The 19,954-nt window shown below is 62.3% G+C and carries 16 protein-coding genes; 13 read left to right on the forward strand and 3 right to left on the reverse strand.

Annotated features, from left to right (window positions below):
• Positions 1-124: 124 nt before the first annotated feature.
• The 5 genes from QX094_RS18795 to QX094_RS18815 all read left to right on the forward strand — a co-directional run bounded on the left by QX094_RS18795 (position 125) and on the right by QX094_RS18815 (position 5,413).
• Positions 125-697, forward strand: a complete 573-nt coding sequence (locus tag QX094_RS18795; protein WP_315714223.1) for a 2-hydroxychromene-2-carboxylate isomerase — start codon at positions 125-127, stop codon at positions 695-697.
• On the forward strand, positions 694-1,407 hold the full coding sequence (locus tag QX094_RS18800; RefSeq protein WP_315714224.1) for an SDR family NAD(P)-dependent oxidoreductase: 714 nt from the start codon (positions 694-696) through the stop codon (positions 1,405-1,407). Before QX094_RS18795 ends, QX094_RS18800 begins: the two co-directional genes overlap by 4 nt.
• 145 nt (positions 1,408-1,552) lie before the next feature.
• Positions 1,553-2,722 carry an iron-containing alcohol dehydrogenase gene (locus QX094_RS18805; protein ID WP_315714225.1) on the forward strand — a complete coding sequence of 390 codons (1,170 nt, stop codon included), beginning with the start codon at positions 1,553-1,555 and terminating at the stop codon, positions 2,720-2,722.
• A gap of 146 nt (positions 2,723-2,868) precedes the next feature.
• A complete protein-coding gene (locus QX094_RS18810; RefSeq protein ID WP_315714226.1) occupies positions 2,869-4,689 on the forward strand; it encodes an AMP-binding protein in 1,821 nt (606 codons plus the stop codon).
• A 235-nt stretch (positions 4,690-4,924) separates the two neighbouring features.
• Positions 4,925-5,413, forward strand: a complete 489-nt coding sequence (locus QX094_RS18815) for a MaoC family dehydratase (protein ID WP_315714227.1) — start codon at positions 4,925-4,927, stop codon at positions 5,411-5,413.
• Between the two features lie 156 nt (positions 5,414-5,569).
• Here QX094_RS18815 and QX094_RS18820 read toward each other — a convergent pair whose 3' ends face one another.
• Both QX094_RS18820 and QX094_RS18825 read right to left on the reverse strand, forming a co-directional pair.
• Positions 5,570-6,505, reverse strand: a complete 936-nt coding sequence (locus tag QX094_RS18820; protein ID WP_315827695.1) for an alpha/beta hydrolase — start codon at positions 6,503-6,505, stop codon at positions 5,570-5,572.
• Between the two features lie 123 nt (positions 6,506-6,628).
• Positions 6,629-7,411, reverse strand: a complete 783-nt coding sequence (locus QX094_RS18825) for an SDR family oxidoreductase (protein WP_315714229.1) — start codon at positions 7,409-7,411, stop codon at positions 6,629-6,631.
• Here QX094_RS18825 and QX094_RS18830 point away from each other — a divergent pair.
• Both QX094_RS18830 and QX094_RS18835 read left to right on the forward strand, forming a co-directional pair.
• The gene (locus tag QX094_RS18830; protein ID WP_315827696.1) at positions 7,395-7,586 is read left to right on the forward strand and encodes a hypothetical protein; all 192 of its coding nucleotides are present in this window, start codon (positions 7,395-7,397) and stop codon (positions 7,584-7,586) included. The two genes, QX094_RS18825 and QX094_RS18830, sit on opposite strands and share 17 nt — an antisense overlap.
• Positions 7,570-8,079, forward strand: a complete 510-nt coding sequence (locus tag QX094_RS18835; RefSeq protein ID WP_315714230.1) for a helix-turn-helix domain-containing protein — start codon at positions 7,570-7,572, stop codon at positions 8,077-8,079. The genes QX094_RS18830 and QX094_RS18835 overlap by 17 nt, the downstream gene beginning before the upstream one ends.
• A gap of 680 nt (positions 8,080-8,759) precedes the next feature.
• On the opposite strand, the gene QX094_RS18840 is transcribed toward QX094_RS18835, so the two are convergent.
• Entirely contained in the window at positions 8,760-9,458 is a 699-nt protein-coding gene (locus QX094_RS18840) for a helix-turn-helix domain-containing protein (RefSeq protein ID WP_315827697.1), read from the reverse strand.
• A 197-nt stretch (positions 9,459-9,655) separates the two neighbouring features.
• Here QX094_RS18840 and QX094_RS18845 point away from each other — a divergent pair, with 197 nt between their 5' ends.
• Genes QX094_RS18845 through QX094_RS18870 form a run of 6 tightly spaced genes read left to right on the forward strand, consistent with a single transcriptional unit; the run spans position 9,656 to position 19,952 of the window.
• Positions 9,656-12,400, forward strand: a complete 2,745-nt coding sequence (locus QX094_RS18845) for an MFS transporter (RefSeq protein WP_316174909.1) — start codon at positions 9,656-9,658, stop codon at positions 12,398-12,400.
• An 11-nt stretch (positions 12,401-12,411) separates the two neighbouring features.
• A complete protein-coding gene (locus QX094_RS18850) occupies positions 12,412-16,164 on the forward strand; it encodes a nitrate reductase subunit alpha (protein ID WP_316174907.1) in 3,753 nt (1,250 codons plus the stop codon).
• Positions 16,161-17,681: a nitrate reductase subunit beta gene (gene narH / locus QX094_RS18855; protein WP_315750140.1), complete on the forward strand. Its 1,521-nt coding sequence runs from the start codon at positions 16,161-16,163 to the stop codon at positions 17,679-17,681. Before QX094_RS18850 ends, narH begins: the two co-directional genes overlap by 4 nt.
• Positions 17,681-18,391: a nitrate reductase molybdenum cofactor assembly chaperone gene (narJ, locus tag QX094_RS18860; protein WP_315714235.1), complete on the forward strand. Its 711-nt coding sequence runs from the start codon at positions 17,681-17,683 to the stop codon at positions 18,389-18,391. The genes narH and narJ overlap by 1 nt, the downstream gene beginning before the upstream one ends.
• 10 nt (positions 18,392-18,401) lie before the next feature.
• Positions 18,402-19,124 (forward strand): respiratory nitrate reductase subunit gamma, encoded by a 723-nt coding sequence (gene narI, locus QX094_RS18865; protein ID WP_315750141.1) that lies wholly within the window; start codon positions 18,402-18,404, stop codon positions 19,122-19,124.
• 3 nt (positions 19,125-19,127) lie between these two features.
• On the forward strand, positions 19,128-19,952 hold the full coding sequence (locus QX094_RS18870) for a peptidylprolyl isomerase (RefSeq protein ID WP_315750142.1): 825 nt from the start codon (positions 19,128-19,130) through the stop codon (positions 19,950-19,952).
• Positions 19,953-19,954: the final 2 nt, after the last annotated feature.

Raw genomic sequence — 19,954 nt, forward strand, 5'->3', positions numbered from 1 at the left:
TCAGGGGGCGGCAAGCTCAAGGCGACCGGGGCGGTCGAATTCGTCTGGCCCAGACTCAAGGCGTCTTAACATTCCGTCTTGGCAGGCTCCGCTGCTTCTGCCGGGGAGTTGGATGACGAGCGCAATGACCAGCATCGACTTCTATTTCGACTTTCGCAGTCCTTATTCCTATCTCGCCCACTCTCAGCTCGGCACGCTGGATGCTGAGCTGAGCTACCATCCTGTAGATATCGTCGCAGCCATGAAGCAGGGCGGTAACACGCCGACGACCTTGACCTGTCCGGCCAAAGGCAAATACGCCGGCGCAGATCTACAGCGCTGGGCGAAGAGATACGGCGTACCGCTGAGCCGGCATAAGGACATAAAATCGATCGACGGCCGCAGGCCGCTGCGCGCGGCGGAAGATTGCGGTCTCGCCAAGGAGGTCGTTGCGGCGATCTTTCCGGCGTTCTGGCGACATGGCTTGCCGCTGAGCACAGCCGGGGATCTGGTGCGGATCCTTGAAGCTTCCGGAATACGTGACCCCCAAGTTGCTTCCAGTGTCGATAGCAGCGAATTGGATGATCGGTTGACGCAGAGAAATGAAGCAGCGGGAGCGCGTGGCATCTTCGGCGCGCCGACTTTCATCGTGAACGACGAAATGTTTTTCGACAATGACCGCCTTGAATTCATTCGCGAAGAACTGAGGGCAGCATGAGCAAGATTGATGCGCAGCCGCTGGCAATTGTCACCGGAGTCGGACCTGGTACCGGCTCTGCTATCGTCAGGCGGTTCGCGGCCGGAGGGTATCGCGTCGCGATGCTCGCGCGCGACAAGGCGCGCCTGGACGCGCTATCGGCGGAGATTCCGTCGAGTATTCCGATGGCGTGTGACGTCTCGGACTCGGCAGCGCTCGCGCGGGTGCTCGACGAGATCGACCGGCGGTCCGGCCCGCCGAAGGTCGTTGTCCATAACGCGGTTGGCGGGGCGTTCGGAAAGTTTCAGGAGGTAGGTCCCGAGGTTCTCCGAGCCAATTTCGAGACGAACGTGATGGCACTGCTCCATCTCGCGCGGCACGTCGCGCCCCCAATGATAGCGGCTGGCGGCGGAGCGCTCCTCGTAACGGGCAACACGTCGGCTCTGCGAGGAAAGGCGAACTTCGCGGGTTTTGCGCCGACGAAGGCAGCCCAGCGTATCCTCGCCGAGTCGATCGCGCGCGACCTCGGCCCGCAAGGGATTCACGTGGCTTATCTGGTCATCGATGCGGTCATTGACGTGCCATGGCAGCGGGAGCGAATGAAGGACGCGCCCGACGAGTTCTTCATCAAACCCGCGGCGATCGCCGAGGAAATCTACCACATCGCGCATCAGGACCGCTCGGCGTGGTCTTTCCTCTCGGAAGTGCGACCGTACCGCGAACCCTGGTAGATCCAGGGCGAGCGGTCCGTCGTCGTTCGCGGTGTTGGCGCCGCGCTCCACATCTGAACGTCATCGGGCAGCCCGCCTGACTGATCGGGAGGAAACAGCCAACTCCCGGTTGGTGCGACGACAACCTCTTTTTAGGAGAGAGCCCATGATCAAGGTTGGACTTCATCAATATCCCCCGATGGATCAGGTGATCTTCGGAAAGCCTGCCGGGCAAGCGCTGGCCGAGGAGGCGGAGCGGCTCAACGCGCACAGGGTGTTTCTGATTGCCAGCCATACGTTGAATACGAAAACCGACGAGATCGAAAAGATCCGCAAAGCATTAGGTTCTAGGTATGCGGGGACGTTTGATGGGGTCCCGCAGCACACCACCCGTACGTCTGCCGTAGCTGCAGCCGCAAGGGCGGTCGGGGCGGGCGCCGACCTGATCGTGGCCGTCGGCGGTGGTTCTGTCGTCGACGCGGCAAAAATCGTTCTGATGTGCATTGAGCACAAGATCACCGATGAGGGCGGCCTCGACGGGTTTGAAGTAGTCTCGACCCCGGAGGGCCCGCGCCCTGGTCCGTTTCGAGCCCCGCGCGTCAGGATGATCGCCATCCCGAGTACATTGTCCGGCGGCGAATACAACGCCGGTAGCCTCGTTACCGATACACGGCGGAAACTGAAGCAGATCTTTCACCATCCCTTGATGATGCCTCGTTCGATCATCCTCGATCCCGCGATTACGGTTCACACGCCCCAAAACTTGTGGCTCGGCTCCGGAACGCGCGCGATGGACCACGGGATCGAAGCCGTCTGCTCGCCGAGAGGCGATCCCCTCGTCGAAAGCGTTTGCCTGCGAGGACTGCGCTATCTCTATGACGGGCTGCTCGCGACAAAAATGAATCCGGACGATCTTGAGGCCCGGCAATCCTGCCAACTCGGGTCGTGGCTGTCCGCCTTCGGGCTGCAGTGTCGGGTTCCGATGGGGGCGAGCCATGCTATCGGACACGTGCTTGGCGGTACATGCGATGTGCCGCATTACTTTTGCACCGCGGTTATGATGCCCAGCGTGCTGGAGTTCAATCGCCCGGATACGGCTGGAGCACAAGACAAGCTCGCCGAAGCTTGGGGAGTGCCGGGGGCGAAAGCAAGCGAGACCTTCGCCGAATTTATACGACAGTTGGAGCTCCCGCGTCGATTGTCTGAAGTTGGCGTGACCGAGGACAAATTCGATCTGATCGGACGGAACGCGATGCTTTCGGTTTTCACGCGCGCAAACCCGCGTCCGATCAAAGGCCCCGAAGACATCGTTAAGATTCTCCGGATGGCCGCTTAGCGCGTGTCAGCCCGGCGGCCAGGGGATGCGGTGGGCCGTACGGTCGGTACAAAGCTCGTCTATTTCAATCGGATAGACCGGCCGAACGGAAGGCGAGCAAATTGCAGAGTGTTCAAGTCGCTCGTGAATGGGAGCGGAGGAAATCCATGACGACGAATGTTGCCGCGCGCGCCACGTCTGACGTCAACTTCGCTCCACGCGAGGTCAGTATCGAAGCGCATCCCGATGGAAGCCTCATCCTGAGGTCGCCGATCAACTTCGTCGAGCCGAGCTGGTCGGTCACCGACTTTCTACCCGTATGGGCGATGCAGGAGCCCGATCGCGTCTTTCTGGCGCAACGCGAAGCTGCCGGGTGGCAAAAGATATCGTATCGGCAGATGTGGCTACGGACTCAGTCCGTAGGTCAGGGGTTGATCGATCGCGGAGCTCAGCCGGGCGACAGGATTGCAATTCTCTCCGGGAATTCGATCGAGCATGCAATCGTCATGTTCGCGGCCATGTCGATCGGGATGGCCGTCGCTCCCATTTCGCCCAACTATACATTGATGCCGGGCGGGCTGTCCCGCTTGACGGACATCGCTCGGCTGCTCAAGCCATCATTTGTATTCGTCCAGGACGGCAGCGCCTTTGCGGCAGCCCGATCAGTTAGTGGGCTGGAGGAGGCGACTTGGATCGCATGCGGTGGATCCGACGGGCTTCTGCCGCTTGAGGCCCTGTACGAGGGACGACCAACCTCGGAGTTTCAGCGGCGGTTCGGAAACCTCGATCGTGACGCCATCGCAAAAATTCTGTTCACGTCGGGCTCGACCGGCCTGCCGAAGGGCGTCATCAACACGCATCGCATGATGGCATGCGCCCTCGAAATGGGCAGTCTGCTGGCGCCGGCAAACCAAGCTCCGGTTCAGGTCGAGTGGTTGCCCTGGCATCACACGATGGGGGGCAATGTCATTCTGCAGGGCACCCTGAAGAATGGGGGGACGCTCTACATCGACGACGGACGCCCCGTCCCGCAACTCTTCCATAAGACCGTCGCCAACCTGAGGGAAATTTTCCCCACAGCGATGTTCAACGTGCCCGGCGGCTACACGCTCCTGTGTGATGTTCTCGAAGCGGACGAGCATTTCAGAAATACATTCTTCAACCGCATGGAGCGAATGACCTACGCCGGAGCGGCAATTCCGCAGTCCACACTGGACAAGCTCTATGACCTGTCATTGCGTGCGACCGGCCGCCGCATTCCCGTCATGTCTGGGTACGGCACGACCGAAACGGCGCCAACGATCAGCACGACGCACTGGGCCACCGAGGAACCGGGAGAGGTCGGCCTTCCTGGACCTGGTCTCAGGCTCAAGTTGCTGCCTGCGGGAGACAGTTACGAGGTTCGCGTAAAGGGGCCGAACGTCACGCCGGGATACTTCGGCAGATCCGATCTCACGGAAAGTGCATTCGACGAGGAGGGCTACTACCGGGTCGGAGACACCGTGGCTTTCCTCGATCCGAAGCAGCCGCATCTCGGATTGAGATTCACGGGACGTCTTTCCGAAAACTTCAAGCTCACGAACGGGACCTGGGTGGTTGTCGGGAACCTCAGGGCGACCATCCTGGGCGCAACGCGTGGCGTTCTTCAGGACGTCGTCATTGCGGGCGAAAACCGGGACCAATGCGCGGTTCTCGCCTGGCTAAATCCCAGCCAAGCCAAACAACACGCCTCCGCGCCCGTTGGCGATCTCGAGCGAGATCCAGGCGTGCTGGCATTCCTGAGAGAGTGCTTTCGGGCACACAACGAAACAGTCGGAAGCAGCGAACGAATCCGCTCATTCAAGTTGCTGAAGGAGCTTCCGTCGCTTGCCGCTGGTGAAATCACCGACAAGGCCTATGTAAATCAGCGGGCTGTACTCGGCCACCGAGCGCATAGCGTTGAGGAATTGTATGCCGGGTCACCTGCTGAAGATGTGACCTTCATCTGAGTGCCCCAACTTCGCAAGGAGTGCTCCTGGAAGTGAAGGTCCGAGGTGGCGCTGAACCGGCTCTGAGCAAGGTCCGTCCATCTCAGACGTTGTCGTCGCGGCGAAGCCATCGGCTGAAGTTGAGACGCTCGTCGGCGCCGGACAGTCGACCTCATCAGAGGAGAGCCGATGGTCGGTGCGGCGCAGACTCGGCTCACGCGGAATAAATCATCGGTCTCTAACGAGGAAGAGGGCAATGAAAGGATCGAGCCTGCCTGACATTTCGCCGAAGGAATATGCGGCAATGGTGGGCAAGGAGGTCGGCGTGTCACGCTGGTTCGAGATTGACCAATCTCGCATCGACCAATTCGCCGACATTACGGAGGATTGGCAATTCATCCACATAGATCCGGTGAAGGCCGCCGAGACGCCGTTTGCCGGAACCGTCGCTCACGGCTTCCTGACGCTTTCTTTGCTTGCGCCGATGGCGTTTGACGCGCTTCCGAAGCTTTCGGGGAGAGTCATGGCGGTCAACTATGGTTTCGACAGGATACGATTTGTGTCCGCCGTACGATCCGGAGGTCGGGTGCGGGCCAGATTCAAACTTCTGGATATGACGGCTCGCAATCCGAAGGAGGTGGCCACCAAGTTGGAGGTCTCTGTTGAGATCGAGGGGGCGCAAAAACCCGCGTTGATCGCCGAATGGCTCGGAGTGGCCTATTTCGCCGAAGCAGTCGTCGTCTAATTTGCCGCGGATACTTTCCACCTGCGTCCGGTCGACATAGCAAAGAAGAGCCGCGAACATTATGCTCTGCTCGCAAGGTCTGCCGCGGAAGAGAGGGAGCAGTTAGCGGTTATCTCTTTTGTCCAACTGCCCCTCGCTCCGCGCCCTCGAAGATGTTCAGCCCTTGCTGGTGGCCTTGATGAAAGCGCCGATTTGGGCGGAAGCCTCGTCCGGATATTGATGATGCGGCCCGTGCCCGGCTCGCGCATAGGTGATCAGATGAAGGGTCGGCAGCTGTCGATTCAACGCATACCAGTTCTCGATCGGGAACACGATGTCGTGGTCGGCTCCCAGGTGCAGGATCGGAACCGACGTCGTCTTCAAGAGCTGCAAAATCTGGTCTGATGGAAACACCGGGTTACGCGGCGTGTTGCCGATCTGCGCCATGGCCCAGTCGGCCGGAACGTCGGGGCTGCGGTCTTTCTTTCGCGCCATGATGCGATCGAACGAGCGCTTTGAAGCCGCCCGGCTGCCTGCGTCCGCAGGTTCGAAGAACACAGTCGTGAACTGCTCCAATGCGATGCCGGGGATTGCCGCGGTATCATAGAAGAGTTGTTCGCCCGTCTTGACCAGCGGGCCCGGAGGTGTCGTAGCCAACAGAACCACATGAGTTGCCATCGGCCCGGTCATTGCCAGCAAGATCTGCGCGGCGATCCCACCGATCGACCATCCACCGATCGCGACCTCCTTGAGGCCGAGTGCCTCGATGAGATCCTTGCCATCCTTCGCGAGCGACATCGGATTGTAGGATTTTTCGCCAGTCGACTGGCCAAGACCTGAATAGTCGAAGGTTACGACCTGAAAGCCCTGTGCGGCCAATCCGTCGATGAAGGCGGGATCCCAAAGATCGAGGACGCCTCGAAAACGGTTGCACAGGACCAGCGGCTTGCCCGTGCCGACGGATCGATAGGCGAGGCGGCGTCCGCCAACGTCGACGAACTGGGTGGAGGCGGTCGCCGAACTGGCGGCGGCCTGCGCCTTCAGCGGTAGCGCAAGTGCCGCAGCGCCCAGCGCTCCGGCGGTGATCATCGTGCGACGGGATTGAGAGTTCATGTCCGCAATTCCTGATGAGGCAGCATTGAGGCTGCACGCTGGATCGAAGGGATGGCTACGCGTTTCGAGATGAGGAGCGGGAGTACCGATCGGCCGGTATCGCCGGCGATCGGAGCGTTGGGACTAGGCGCTGGCGCGCGCGCGGTAGCGCTCGGCGGGCTGCGCACCCAAACCTGAGGGCAGAACCGCTCGTGCGCCCTCGAACGCCTCCCAGAGGCCCAGGTCCGAAAGGGGCGGTATCGTCACGGCTTCGCGGCGATCGAAGCCGACCAGCGCCGCGTCGACCAGGTCCTCGACGCCCATGAGATTAGGAATTTTCGAGAGATCGGCACCCGCCCGTTCCCAGATTTCGGTCCTGGTTGCCGCCGGTACCACGGCCTGGACGTAGACGCCCTTGGGCCCGACCTCGGCCGCCAGCCCCTGCGAGAACGTGAGCACGTAAGACTTGGTCGCCGAATAAATCCCCGGAAAAAACGCGGGCATGAACGACACCACCGAACCGAGATTGATGATGGCGCCGCTTCCGCGTTTCACCATGCCCCCGATCGCCGCCGAAGCCAGCAGCGTCGGCGCAGTCACATTGAGCTTGAGCAGTTGCTCCATGGCGGCGGGATCCGCCGCCTCGAACGGGCCGAGCAGCGCCGCGCCAGCGTTGTTGACCAGAATCTCGACTGGGCTGCCCGAATGGAGCCGGTTCGCCACCATTTGCAGCTGCGCGGCATCCGTCAAATCCGCTGTCAGGACTTCGACGGCAATCCCGTGCGCCTTGCGCAGTTCCGCGGCCAGGGCCGCCATTCGCTCCGTCGCGCGAGCGACGAGGACGAGGTCATGGCCGCGCGCGGCGAGGCGCCGCGCATAGACGGCGCCGATGCCGCTGGAGGCGCCGGTGATGAGTGCAGTGGACATGTCTTCTTCTCCGTGGGAGGGGCCAATCTGTCCCCAAAATGTAGATGACAATCATCATCTACTTGCAAAGATGATGTTTGTCATCTACATTTTTGAACTGAGGGAGATTTATTTTGGCAAGAAGCCGGGAGCAGAAGGCGGAGAGCAGGCGGGCGATCGTGAACTCGGCCGCTAAGTTGTTCCGGGAAAAGGGAATTGACGGTGTTACCGTCGCCGAGATCATGGACGCAGCGGGGCTGACGCACGGCGGCTTTCCAAGGCACTTTGCGAGCAAACAGGAGCTCGTGACCGAGGCCCTGGCGGACGTTTTCGAGGCCAGCAGGCGTCAACCCCTGCTGCCGACGGATGTCCGTGGCTTCGCCCGCGCGTATCTGCGGCCAGAACATCGGGATGCGGCGGGGGCGGGATGCGTCTTCGCGGCGCTCGGGCCCGAGATGTCGCGGGCGCCGGCGCCCACACGCCGCGTCCTGACCGAGGAGATGCGACGGCAGATCGAACAATTCATGGCCTCGGCGCCAGGTGACGATCCGCACCAGAAGCGTGTCGCGGCGATCGGCAGTTGGGCAGCGATGATTGGGGCGATGTTGCTCGCGCGCATCTCCGATTCAGAAGAACTGTCGGACGAAATCCTACAGGCGACCCGCGCGTTCCTCGGCGCGGAGCCCTGAGAGCTGGAATTCCCAAAGCGCGGTCATAATCGCCTGTCCAAAGCCGTCGCGCAGATCCTCGCTGGCGAAGCGGGCGGTCAATTCGATACGTGCTCGAAGAGGGCGCAACGCCGAAGATCGCCAAAAGGCGGTCCTGAAGGTGCTCCGGTCTAGTAGGCGCCAAACCTTTCTGTGCGCATCGCAATCACCTCTGCCGATGTCGGAACGCTTCATGGACCCCTTAGCGCAGAAATCCAACGGCGGCCCGAGCCTCGCCTGGAACGCGGGTCCGAGGCCGGAAGCGATGGTCCAGCATGAGGTGCTGACCGAGCCAGCACCAAGGAGCCTCGGTATGCGTAGGATTGCAGGAAGTATCGTAGGTCCGCCGGCTGTGGGGAAAGGCGGTAGCGCTCCCCCGCGACCACCTTTCCCTGCACTCGCTTCATTCGGCTCGGATACGCCTCTCCGCCAAGCGGTGAGGCTGTGACCGTTTCCACCGGGTCCGGTTTGCTTTCCTCAGCATCGCCCGCGATCACGGCTTTGCCGGCCGCACGTTCCAGGGCCGATCGGTTTCGGGGCGTCCCAGCGACTGCCACACGGGGTGGGTGTGCGGCGGAGAAGAACTATATCGACGGCACCGTTTCCGTACTCTGCTGATTTGCCGTTCCCAACAGAGGGGCAGGACCGATCGCAAAAGAAGCCTACGAGCCGGGATCGTCGATCAGGGGCTTTGGCCGGGCAAACAGCTCCAACCGCTCCTTGTGGTCGATGACGATCTCTCGTCCGCGGACGCGAACCCCATGGCTCGTAAGTTGGGCAAGACTGCGTGACAGGTTTTCGCGCGTCGTGCCGATGTGGGAGGCCAGCGTGCCGCGGTCGAATGGGATGACGATATTCGCATGCCCCGGTTCGCGCTGGGCTTCGGCGAGGATCCAGTTGGCGAGGCGCTCGATGCTCGACCGGGCCAGGGTGCCCTTCAGTTTCTTGACAGAAGCGCGATAGGCATACGCCAGCTCCTGAGCAACAATCCGTGCGAATGCGATGTCTTCGTCGAAGAGTGCCCTTACATCGCGGGCGGGGATCAGCAGCACCCGCGACTCCGTCAGCGTGCGGGCTGAATTGAGATACGCCTGATCGACCACGACTGCAGCAAGTATGAAGGTCGACACGGGACGCAGCAGTGAGATGCCCCACTCGGCCTCGTCGAGCTCGGTGTAGATTTCCACCAACCCGCCAATCAGCACATGCAGGAAGTCGGCCTGATCTCCCTCGCGAGCCAACCGCACCCCGGGCGGAAATTGCTGCAGCAGAGCCGCGCCGAGCAGCCGCTTCAGGTTCTCCTCGCTGAGGTCCGCAAACAGCGGCAGCGTCTTCAACTGGGCGAGTTCGTCGGGGCGCAAGCGAAGCTCCAAGAGTCACTCATCCGCTATCGCGCCGAACTGTGACAAAAGTCAATTGCATACGTGCAGTCTGACAATTCGATCTGGGACATTTGGCAGATTGTGGCCGACCGGACCGTCCGGTTGATGCATCGCAAAACCTTTTCCCGGTGCCCCGAATAACTGCTGTGGCGTCGAAGCCATACGTCGAGGCCACCATGGACGCCGTAGATTTCAGCCCTGAGCACCGAACGCGAGCACTCTGGCTCTCAACAATCTCGTTCACGATCTGCTTTGCGGTGTGGACGATCTTCTCGATCATCGGCATCCGGATCAAGCAAGAGCTGGATCTGAACGAAACCGAGTTCGGTCTCCTGATCGGCACCCCGATCCTGAGCGGCTCGCTGATCCGGCTGGTGCTCGGCATCTGGACCGATCAGTATGGCGGGCGCCGCGTCTACACCGTCGTGATGCTCGCCGCGGCGGTCGCGACCTATCTCCTGACCTGGGCGCATACCTATCCGCAATTTCTCGTCGCCGCGCTCTTCGTAGGAATCGCCGGTGGCTCGTTCGCGGTCGGCGTCGCCTATGTGTCGCGGTTCTATCCGACGGCCAAGCAGGGCACTGCGCTGGGAATCTTCGGCGCCGGCAATGTGGGCGCCGCCGTTACCAAGTTCGTCGCGCCGTTCGTGCTGGTCGCCTATGGCTGGCAGACCGTGGCCCAGATATGGGCGCTCGCGATCGGCGTCATGGCGATCGTCTTCTGGCTGTTCTCCGAGGAGGACCCGGTGGTCCGCTCGCGAAGGCAGCGCAAGCAGAAGGCCGGCAGCGCCTGGCTCGAGCTCGCGCCGCTCAAGAACATCCAGGTCTGGCGCTTCGCGCTGTACTACTTCTTCGTTTTCGGCGCCTTCGTCGCGCTGTCGCTGTGGCTGCCGCAATACCTGATCAAGGTCTACGGCGTCGGAATCCAGTCGGCCGGCATGATGGCCGCCATGTTCTCGTTTCCGGCCAGCGTGTTTCGCGCCTATGGCGGACACTTGTCCGATCGCTTCGGTGCCCGCCGCGTGATGTACTGGACATTTCTGGTCGGTGTCGCGGCGACCTTCCTGTTGTCCTACCCGCCGACGGACTACGTCGTGACGACCGTCAACGGAAAGGTCGGCTTTCATCTGGAGATGGGGCTCGTCCCGTTCGTCGTCATCGTCTTCGTGCTCGGCTTCTTCATGGCGCTCGGCAAGGCCGCCGTCTACAAGCACATCCCCGTCTACTATCCGAACAATGTCGGAGCCGTCGGCGGCCTGGTCGGCATGATCGGCGGGCTCGGCGGATTCGTGCTCCCGATCGCGTTCGGCGCGCTGGTCGATCTCACCGGTCTGCGAACCAGCTGCTTCATGCTGCTCTTCCTGCTCGTCGGGGTCGCGCTGGTCTGGATGCATCTCTCGATCCGGCAGATGGAGCGCGGCGTTGCCGGCGAGGCGCTGAAGCGGCTGCCGGAGCTGCCCGAAATGGAGGAGATCCACCGGCCCGAGCACATCGGAGCCCTGTCCGGCGCGGTTCTCACCGACTGGCGGCCTGAGGACGACACGTTCTGGAGGGAGCAGGGCCGAGCCATCGCGCGACGCAATCTCTGGATCTCCATTCCGGCGCTGCTGTTGTCCTTCGCGGTCTGGCAGGTCTGGTCTGTCGTGGTTGCGAAGCTGCCTTCGGTCGGCTTCAAGTTCACGACCGATGAGCTGTTCTGGCTGGCGTCGCTGCCTGGGATCTCCGGTGCAGTTCTGCGCATCTTCTACTCCTTCATGGTGCCGATCTTCGGCGGCCGGCTGTGGACCACGCTGGCCACGTGGTCGCTGCTGATACCCGCGATCGGAATCGGCTATGCGGTGCAGAATCCCGCAACGCCCTATCCGGTGTTCCTGATACTGGCGCTGTTGTGCGGCTTTGGCGGCGGCAATTTCGCCTCGTCGATGGCCAACATCTCCTTCTTCTTTCCCCGCGCCGAGAAGGGCAACGCGCTCGCGCTCAATGCCGGCCTCGGCAATCTCGGCGTCAGCGTGGTCCAGTTCGTAGTGCCAATCGTCATCACGGTCGGCGTGTTCGGCTGGTTCGGCGGAGATCCGGCAATGGCAACGAGCGGGTCGCAGCCGATGCCGATCTGGCTTCAGAACGCCGGCTTCGTCTGGGTGCCGTTCATCGTCGCCAGTGCTTTCGCCGCCTGGTTCGGGATGAACGACATCGCCTCCGCGAAAGCGTCCTTCGCTGATCAGGCCGTCATCTTCCAGCGGCGGCACAACTGGATCATGTGCTGGCTCTACACCGGCACGTTCGGCTCGTTCATCGGCTATTCTGCGGGCTTCCCGCTGCTGGCGAAGACCCAGTTCCCGGCCGTCGACGCGTTGCAGTTCGCATTCCTCGGGCCGCTGGTGGGTGCCTTGTCGCGGTCCGCGACGGGCTGGATGGCCGACAAATGGGGCGGCGGGCGCGTGACCGTCGGAGTGTTCCTGCTGATGATGGCCGGCGTGCTCGGGGTGCTCTACTTCCTCGGCATCAAGGATCAGCCCGGTGCATTCTGGGGCTTCTTCGCGATGTTCCTGCTGCTGTTCTTCGCGACCGGCGTCGGCAATGCATCGACCTTCCAGATGATCCCCAACATCATGCGCCAGGAAATGACCCGGCTCATGCCGACCGCGGACGCGGAGACGCGGCTGCGCCAGGCCGAAAAGGAATCCGCCGCCATCACCGGCTTCACCTCCGCGATTGCCGCCTTTGGCGCATTCTTCATTCCCAAATCCTACGGCACCTCGATCGACCTCACCGGCGGCGTGCAGGCCGCCCTATGGGGCTTCTTCGGCTTCTACGTCACCTGCGTGCTGATCACCTGGGCCGTCTACACCCGCAAGGGCGGCGTCCTGCACGATGTCGAACGGCGCCGGGCGATCGCGGCCGCTGCCCAACCCGCTGAATGAGGACGTAAAAGATGAGCCATTTTCTCGATAGGCTGACCTTCTTCACCCGGGCCAAGGAGGAGTTCGCAGGCGGACACGGCGTGACGACGACCGAGGACCGTTCCTGGGAGGAGGGCTATCGCAAGCGCTGGCAGCACGACAAGATCGTGCGCTCGACGCATGGCGTGAACTGCACCGGCTCCTGCTCGTGGAAGGTCTACGTCAAGGGCGGCATCGTCACCTGGGAGACCCAGCAGACCGACTACCCCCGGACGCGCCCTGATCTTCCCAATCATGAGCCGCGCGGCTGCGCCCGCGGCGCGAGCTACAGCTGGTACCTCTATTCCGGAAACCGGGTGAAATACCCGCTGGTGCGCTCGCGGCTGCTCAGGCTGTGGCGCGAGGCGCGAGCGCGGATGACGCCGGTCGCAGCCTGGAAGTCGATCGTCGAGAATCCGGGCAAGCGCTCGGACTATGTGCAGAAGCGCGGACTGGGCGGCTTCGTGCGGGCGAGTTGGGCCGAGGTCAATGAGCTGATCGCGGCAGCCAATGCCTATACGGTCAGAACCCATGGTCCGGACCGCGTGTTCGGATTTTCGCCGATCCCGGCGATGTCCATGGTGAGCTACGCGGCCGGCGCGCGCTATCTGTCGCTGCTCGGCGGCGTCTGTATGTCGTTCTACGATTGGTATTGCGACCTGCCGCCGGCCTCGCCACAGACCTGGGGCGAGCAGACCGACGTACCTGAAAGCGCGGACTGGTACAATTCAGGCTTCCTGATGCTGTGGGGCTCCAACGTGCCACAGACGCGTACGCCGGATGCGCACTTCTACACGGAGGTACGCTACAAGGGGGCCAAGAGCGTCGTTGTCTGCCCGGATTATTCCGAGGCTGCGAAATTCGCCGATCTCTGGCTTTCGCCGAAGCAGGGCACCGACGCGGCGCTCGCGATGGCGATGGGTCACGTGATCCTCAAGGAGTTTCACATCGACCGGCAGACGCCATACTTCAACGACTATGTGCGCCAGTATACGGATATGCCATTTCTGGTGCGGCTGGTGAAATCCGAGGGACGGCTCGTTCCTGAGCGGTTCGTGCGCGCCTCGGATTTCGCCACATCTCTCGACGAGGCCAACAATCCCGAATGGAAGACCGTCGCCTATGATGAGATCAGCGGGGCCATTGTCGTGCCCAAGGGATCGGTCGGCTTCCGCTGGGGCGAAAAAGGCAAGTGGAGCCTGGAAGAGAAGAGCTCGGCGAACAACGACACCCGGCTGCGGCTGTCTCTGGCCGGCATCGAGGACGACATCGCACCGGTGGGATTCCCCTATTTCGGCAACCGTCAGCACGATCACTTCAGCGGCACCAATCATCCGGATGTGCTGACCCGCAACGTGCCGGTGAAGCGACTTCGTCTTGCCGATGGCGAGGCGGTCGTGGCCACTGTGTTCGATCTGTTCGCCGCCAATTATGGCGTCGATCGCGGCTTCGGCGGCGACCACCTCGGCAGGAGCTACGACGATCTGGAACCGTACACTCCGGCATGGGCCGAGGCGATCTGCGGCGTGCCGCGCGGCCAGATCATCGCGGTTGCCCGCGAGTTTGCCTCGAACGCGTCCAAGACCCGGGGGCGCTCGATGGTCATCGTCGGGGCCGGTCTGAACCACTGGTACCACATGGACATGAACTATCGCGGCATCATCAACATGCTGGTGATGTGCGGCTGTGTCGGCCAGTCCGGCGGTGGCTGGTCGCATTATGTGGGGCAGGAAAAGCTGCGGCCGCAGTCGGGCTGGACGCCGCTCGCCTTTGCGCTCGATTGGGGGCGCCCGCCGAGGCAGATGAATTCGACTTCGGCGTTCTACGCTCACACCGACCAATGGCGCTACGAGACGGTCAATGTCAGCGAGATTCTCTCACCGACCGCACCGGCCGGTTCTTGGGAGGGAGCGCTGATCGACTACAATGTCCGCGCGGAGCGCATGGGATGGCTGCCGTCCGCGCCGCAACTGCAGGCCAATCCGATCGAGGTATCGAAGCGCTCCGCCGCCGCGGGCCTGGAGCCGAAGGACTACGTCGCGAAGGCCTTGAAGTCGGGCGAGCTGAAGCTCGCCTGCGAGGATCCCGACCATCCGAAGAACTGGCCCCGCAACCTGTTCGTCTGGCGCTCCAATCTTCTCGGCGCCTCAGGCAAGGGCCACGAATACTTCCTCAAGCATCTGCTCGGCACCAAGCATGGCGTGATCGGCAAGGATCTCGGCGACCAGGGCCACAATAGACCGGTCGAGGTCGCTTGGCACGAAGAGGCCCCGGAAGGAAAGCTCGATCTGCTGGTCACGCTCGACTTCCGGATGTCGACCACGTGCATGTATTCGGACGTCGTGCTGCCGACGGCCACTTGGTACGAGAAGAACGACCTCAATACGTCCGACATGCATCCATTCATCCATCCGCTCTCGGCGGCGATCGATCCGGTGTGGGAATCGCGCAGCGATTGGGACATCTACAAGGGGATCGCCGAGGCCTTCTCCAGGGTCGCGCCCGAAGTGCTCGGGGTCGAGAAGGACGTCGTGCTGACGCCGATCATGCATGACAGTCCGGGCGAAATCGCGCAGGCGTTCGACGTCAAGGACTGGAAGCAGGGCGAGATCGATCCGATCCCCGGCAAGACCATGCCAGCGATCACGGTGGTCGAACGTGACTATCCGAATCTCTACAAGCGCTTCACCTCGCTTGGACCGTTGATGAACAAGCTCGGCAATGGCGGCAAGGGGATGACCTGGAATACCGACCATGAGGTCGAGCTCCTGAAGCGCCTCAACGGCGTCGTCGCCGACGACGGGCCGACCCGGGGGCTGGCTCGCATCGACAGTGCGGTCGACGCTTGCGAGGTGATCCTCAGCCTGGCGCCGGAAACCAATGGCGAGGTCGCGGTCAAGGCGTGGTCGTCCCTGGAGCAATTCACCGGCCGCGACCATGCTCATCTCGCCATTCCGAAGGAGGACGAGAAGATCCGATTCCGCGACGTCGTCGCGCAGCCGCGCAAGATCATCTCGTCGCCGATTTGGTCGGGGCTCGAGTCGGAGAAGGTCTGCTACAACGCCGGCTACACCAATGTCCACGAGCTGATCCCCTGGCGGACGCTGACCGGCAGGCAGCAGCTCTATCAGGATCACCTATGGATGAGGGCCTTCGGCGAGGGCTTTTGCGTCTATCGGCCGCCGATCGATACCAAGACCGTCAAGCCGGTGATCGATCGCAAGCCGAATGGCAATGCGTCCGTCATCCTGAACTTCATTACGCCCCACCAGAAGTGGGGCATCCACTCCACCTATACCGACAATCTCCTGATGCTGACCCTGTCGCGCGGCGGTCCCATCGTGTGGATCAGCGAGATCGACGCAAAGGCTGCCGGTATTGCCGACAATGACTGGATCGAGGCCTACAACACCAATGGCGCGCTGGTTGCGCGCGCTGTGGTCTCGCAGCGGGTCAAGCAGGGCATGTGCATGATGTATCATGCTCAGGAAAAGATCGTGAACGTGCCGGGCTCCGAGCAGACGGGGCTGCGCGGCGGCATCCACAATTCGGTCACGCGTGTCGTTCCGAAGCCGACGCACATGATCGGGGGCTACGCTCAGCAGGCCTATGGCTTCAACTACTACGGCACGGTCGGCGCCAACCGCGACGAGTTCGTCATCGTCCGGAAGATGTCGAAGATTGATTGGCTGGACCAGCCGACTGCTGACCGGTCGGCCACGACCCCCTCGGAGGCTGCAGAATGAAGATCCGTGCTCAGATCGCAATGGTGCTCAATCTCGACAAGTGCATCGGCTGCCACACCTGCAGCGTGACCTGCAAGAACGTCTGGACCAGCCGCGAGGGGATGGAATACGCGTGGTTCAACAACGTCGAGACCAAACCAGGCGTTGGCTATCCCAAGGATTGGGAGAACCAGTCCCGCTGGAAGGGAGGCTGGTCGCGCAATCGCGACGGGTCGATCCAGCCGCGGATCGGCGGCAAGTGGCGGGTTCTGGCGAATATCTTCGCCAATCCCGACCTCCCCGAGATCGATGACTACTACGAGCCGTTCACCTTCGACTATCAGCACCTGCAAAGTGCGCCCGAGGTATCTGCGATGCCCACGGCACGGCCGCGCTCGCTGGTGTCTGGAGAGCGGATGGAAAAGATCGAGTGGGGACCGAACTGGGAAGAGATCCTGGGCGGCGAATTCGCCAAGCGCTCTCAGGACATCAATTTCGACGGCGTGCAGAAGGAGATCTACGGCCAGTTCGAGAACACCTTCATGATGTATCTGCCGCGGCTGTGCGAGCATTGCCTCAATCCGGCATGCGTCGCATCCTGCCCGTCCGGCGCGATCTACAAGCGCGAGGAGGACGGCATCGTCCTCATCGATCAGGACAAGTGCCGCGGCTGGAGAATGTGCGTCTCCGGCTGTCCATACAAGAAGATCTATTATAACTGGTCCTCGGGAAAATCGGAGAAGTGCATCTTCTGCTATCCTCGGATCGAGGCGGGGCAGCCGACCGTGTGCTCCGAGACCTGTGTCGGGCGCATTCGCTATCTCGGTGTCGTGCTGTATGACGCGGACCGCATCGCAGAGGCCGCGGCCAAGCCCGACGAGGGCGATCTCTACCAGGCCCAGCTCGACATCTTTCTCGATCCGAACGATCCGAACGTGCTTGCGGAAGCCGAGCGCCAGGGCATCCCTCATGCATGGCTGGAGGCGGCGATACGGTCGCCGATCTGGAAGATGGCGATGGAATGGAAGGTCGCCTTCCCCTTGCACCCGGAATATCGGACCCTGCCGATGGTCTGGTATGTGCCGCCGCTGTCGCCGATCACGTCGGCGGCCTCGTCCGGCAAGATCGGGCACGATGGCGAGATGCCCGACGTCAAATCCTTGCGCATTCCGATGCGGTACCTCGCCAATCTGCTGACTGCGGGCGACGAGAAGCCGGTGACGCTGGCGCTCGAGCGAATGCTGGCCATGCGTGCCTATATGCGGGCCAAGACCATCGACGGCGTGGTCGACGAGGCGATCGCGAGGCGCGTCGGCCTGAGCGGCCCGCAGATCGACGACATGTACCACATCATGGCGATCGCCAACTACGAGGACCGCTTCGTGATCCCGACCGCGCACCGCGAGCTCGGTGCCGACGCGTTTGATATCCGCGGCTCCTGCGGCTTCTCGTTCGGCAACGGCTGCTCCGGGGGCGAAAGCGAAGTCAACCTGTTCGGATCGCCGCGTAAGGCCAAGAACCCGATGGAGGTCGCCTGATGAAGACGTTCAAGGTGCTGTCGGCATTGCTGAACTATCCGAGCGGGGAATTGATCACGGCCATCCCGGAGCTCGCGCGGGTGCTCGACCAGGAAGGCCTCGTCCAGCCTGGCATTCGCCGGGAGCTCGATGTGCTGCTGCAGGAGATCGCCACGGGCGACGTCTACGACCTGCAGGAGCGCTACGGCCTGCTGTTCGACCGCAGCAAGACCCTGGCGCTGCATCTGTTCGAGCACGTTCATGGCGAAGGCCGCGACCGCGGCCAGGCCATGGTCGACCTGCGGGCCATGTATGACCGAGCGAACCTCGTCATCGCCGGCAACGAGCTGCCGGATTATCTGCCGCTGTTCCTCGAATTTCTCGCCACCCGGGAGATTTCGGACGCGCGCGAGTTGCTTGGCCAGACCAGCCACATCATCGCCGCGCTCGCGGAACGACTGGGGCGTCGGCAGTCGAGCTATAGGGCGGTGTTCGATGCGCTGCTCCAGATCGCCGCGGAGCAGCCCCGCGCGGAGATCGTCGATGAGCTGCTGAAGGCGGCGGACGTGGATCCGATGGACCTGCACGCGCTCGACGCGGCCTGGGAGGATGAAGAGGTCAGGTTCGGCCCGGGAGGGGGCGACCAGGCAGCCTGTGGGCACGACAATCTGATCGCAAAACTGCGCCACGCCAAACGTGCGGTCAACGCGCCGCCGTCACAGTTGCAATGAGGGATTGGCCATGCAAACACTCAATGCCATCGTCTTCGGCTGGTATCCCTATCTCTGCCTGACAGTCTTTCTGGTCGGCAGTCTGATTCGATTCGACCGCGAGCAATACACGTGGCGCTCAGGCTCGAGTCAGCTGCTTCGGCGGCGCCAATTGATCTGGGGCTCGAACCTTTTCCATGTTGGGATCCTCTTCATTTTTGCGGGTCATTTCGTCGGGCTGCTGACGCCGATCTGGGTGTTTGACATGCTCGGCGTGTCCCACGGCTTCAAGCAGATGCTCGCGATCGTCGCCGGTGGCGGCGCCGGACTGATGTGTCTGGTCGGCATTTCACTCCTCGCGCATCGCAGGCTTTTCGATCCCAGGATTCGCGCGACGTCGTCTTTTGCTGACACGGGTATCCTTCTGGTGCTGTTCGTCCAGCTGCTGCTTGGCTTGGCAACCATCCCCGTGTCGCTCGGTCATCTCGATGGTCATGAAATGGTCAAGTTCATGGCCTGGGCGCAGGACATTCTCACGTTGCAGCCCGGAATCGCCGCCAACATTGTCGACGTCCATCCGATCTTCAAGGCGCATCTGGTCCTGGGAATGACTATCTTCCTGCTCTTCCCCTTCACCCGCCTTGTCCACATCTGGAGTGCGCCGGTGTGGTATCTCGGCCGCCGCGGCTATCAGGTGGTGCGCAGCCGCGACGGGCGCCGTCATCTTGTGCAACCAATTCAGCCCGCGGAGTAGCCGATGGACTGTTCATTGGGCGCGGCGCTTCCAAAGCCGAAGCTGGTCAGTGTGAACGGGGTCGTGATCGAACGCGACGTCATTGCCCGGGAAGTTCAGAACCATCCGTCGGACAAGCCGATCCTCGCCTGGCAAGCGGCGGCGCGCGCGCTTGCGGTGCGCGAATTGCTGAGACAGGAGGTCATGCGGCTCGGCATAACGGCCGCTCCCCTGCGCGATGCCGAAGGTCGCAGCGAAACCGAGGAAGAGGCGGCGATGCGGGCGCTGATCGCGCGTGAGGTTCTGATACACGAGCCGGACGAATCGACGTGCCGTCGCTTCTACGATCAGAACAGGCAGCGGTTCCTGGCCGGAGAACTCTACGAAGCGTCTCACATCCTGCTGATCGCGCCGAGCAGCGATTCGCTGGCTCGGTCGGCTGCGCGAGACGAGGGGCGGACGATCGTGGAGGCCGTGCAGAGAAGCCCGGAACTGTTCGAGACCATCGCGCGCGATCGCTCCGATTGCAGGGTCTCGGCGGAGAATGGTGGCAGGCTCGGGCAGCTGTCGCGTGGGCAGACGACCGCAGAGTTCGACGCCGCGCTGGCCCGGATGTCGGTTGGAGAGGTCGGTCTGATTGAGACACGCTTTGGTATCCATGTCGTGCGCCTCGACCGACGGGCCCTCGGACAAGTCCTGCCGTTCGACATGGCAAGGGCGCGCATTTCGCAATATCTCACCGAGCGTGTGCGGCATCAGGCGCTCGCGCAATATGTAGCCAATCTGGCAGACCGCGCGGAGATCGTTGGCGTGACGTTGCCGGCGCCGCAATCGGTACTGCCGCAGTAGGG

The sequence above is a fragment of the Bradyrhizobium sp. SZCCHNS1050 genome (assembly GCF_032484785.1).
Lineage (GTDB): Bacteria > Pseudomonadota > Alphaproteobacteria > Rhizobiales > Xanthobacteraceae > Bradyrhizobium.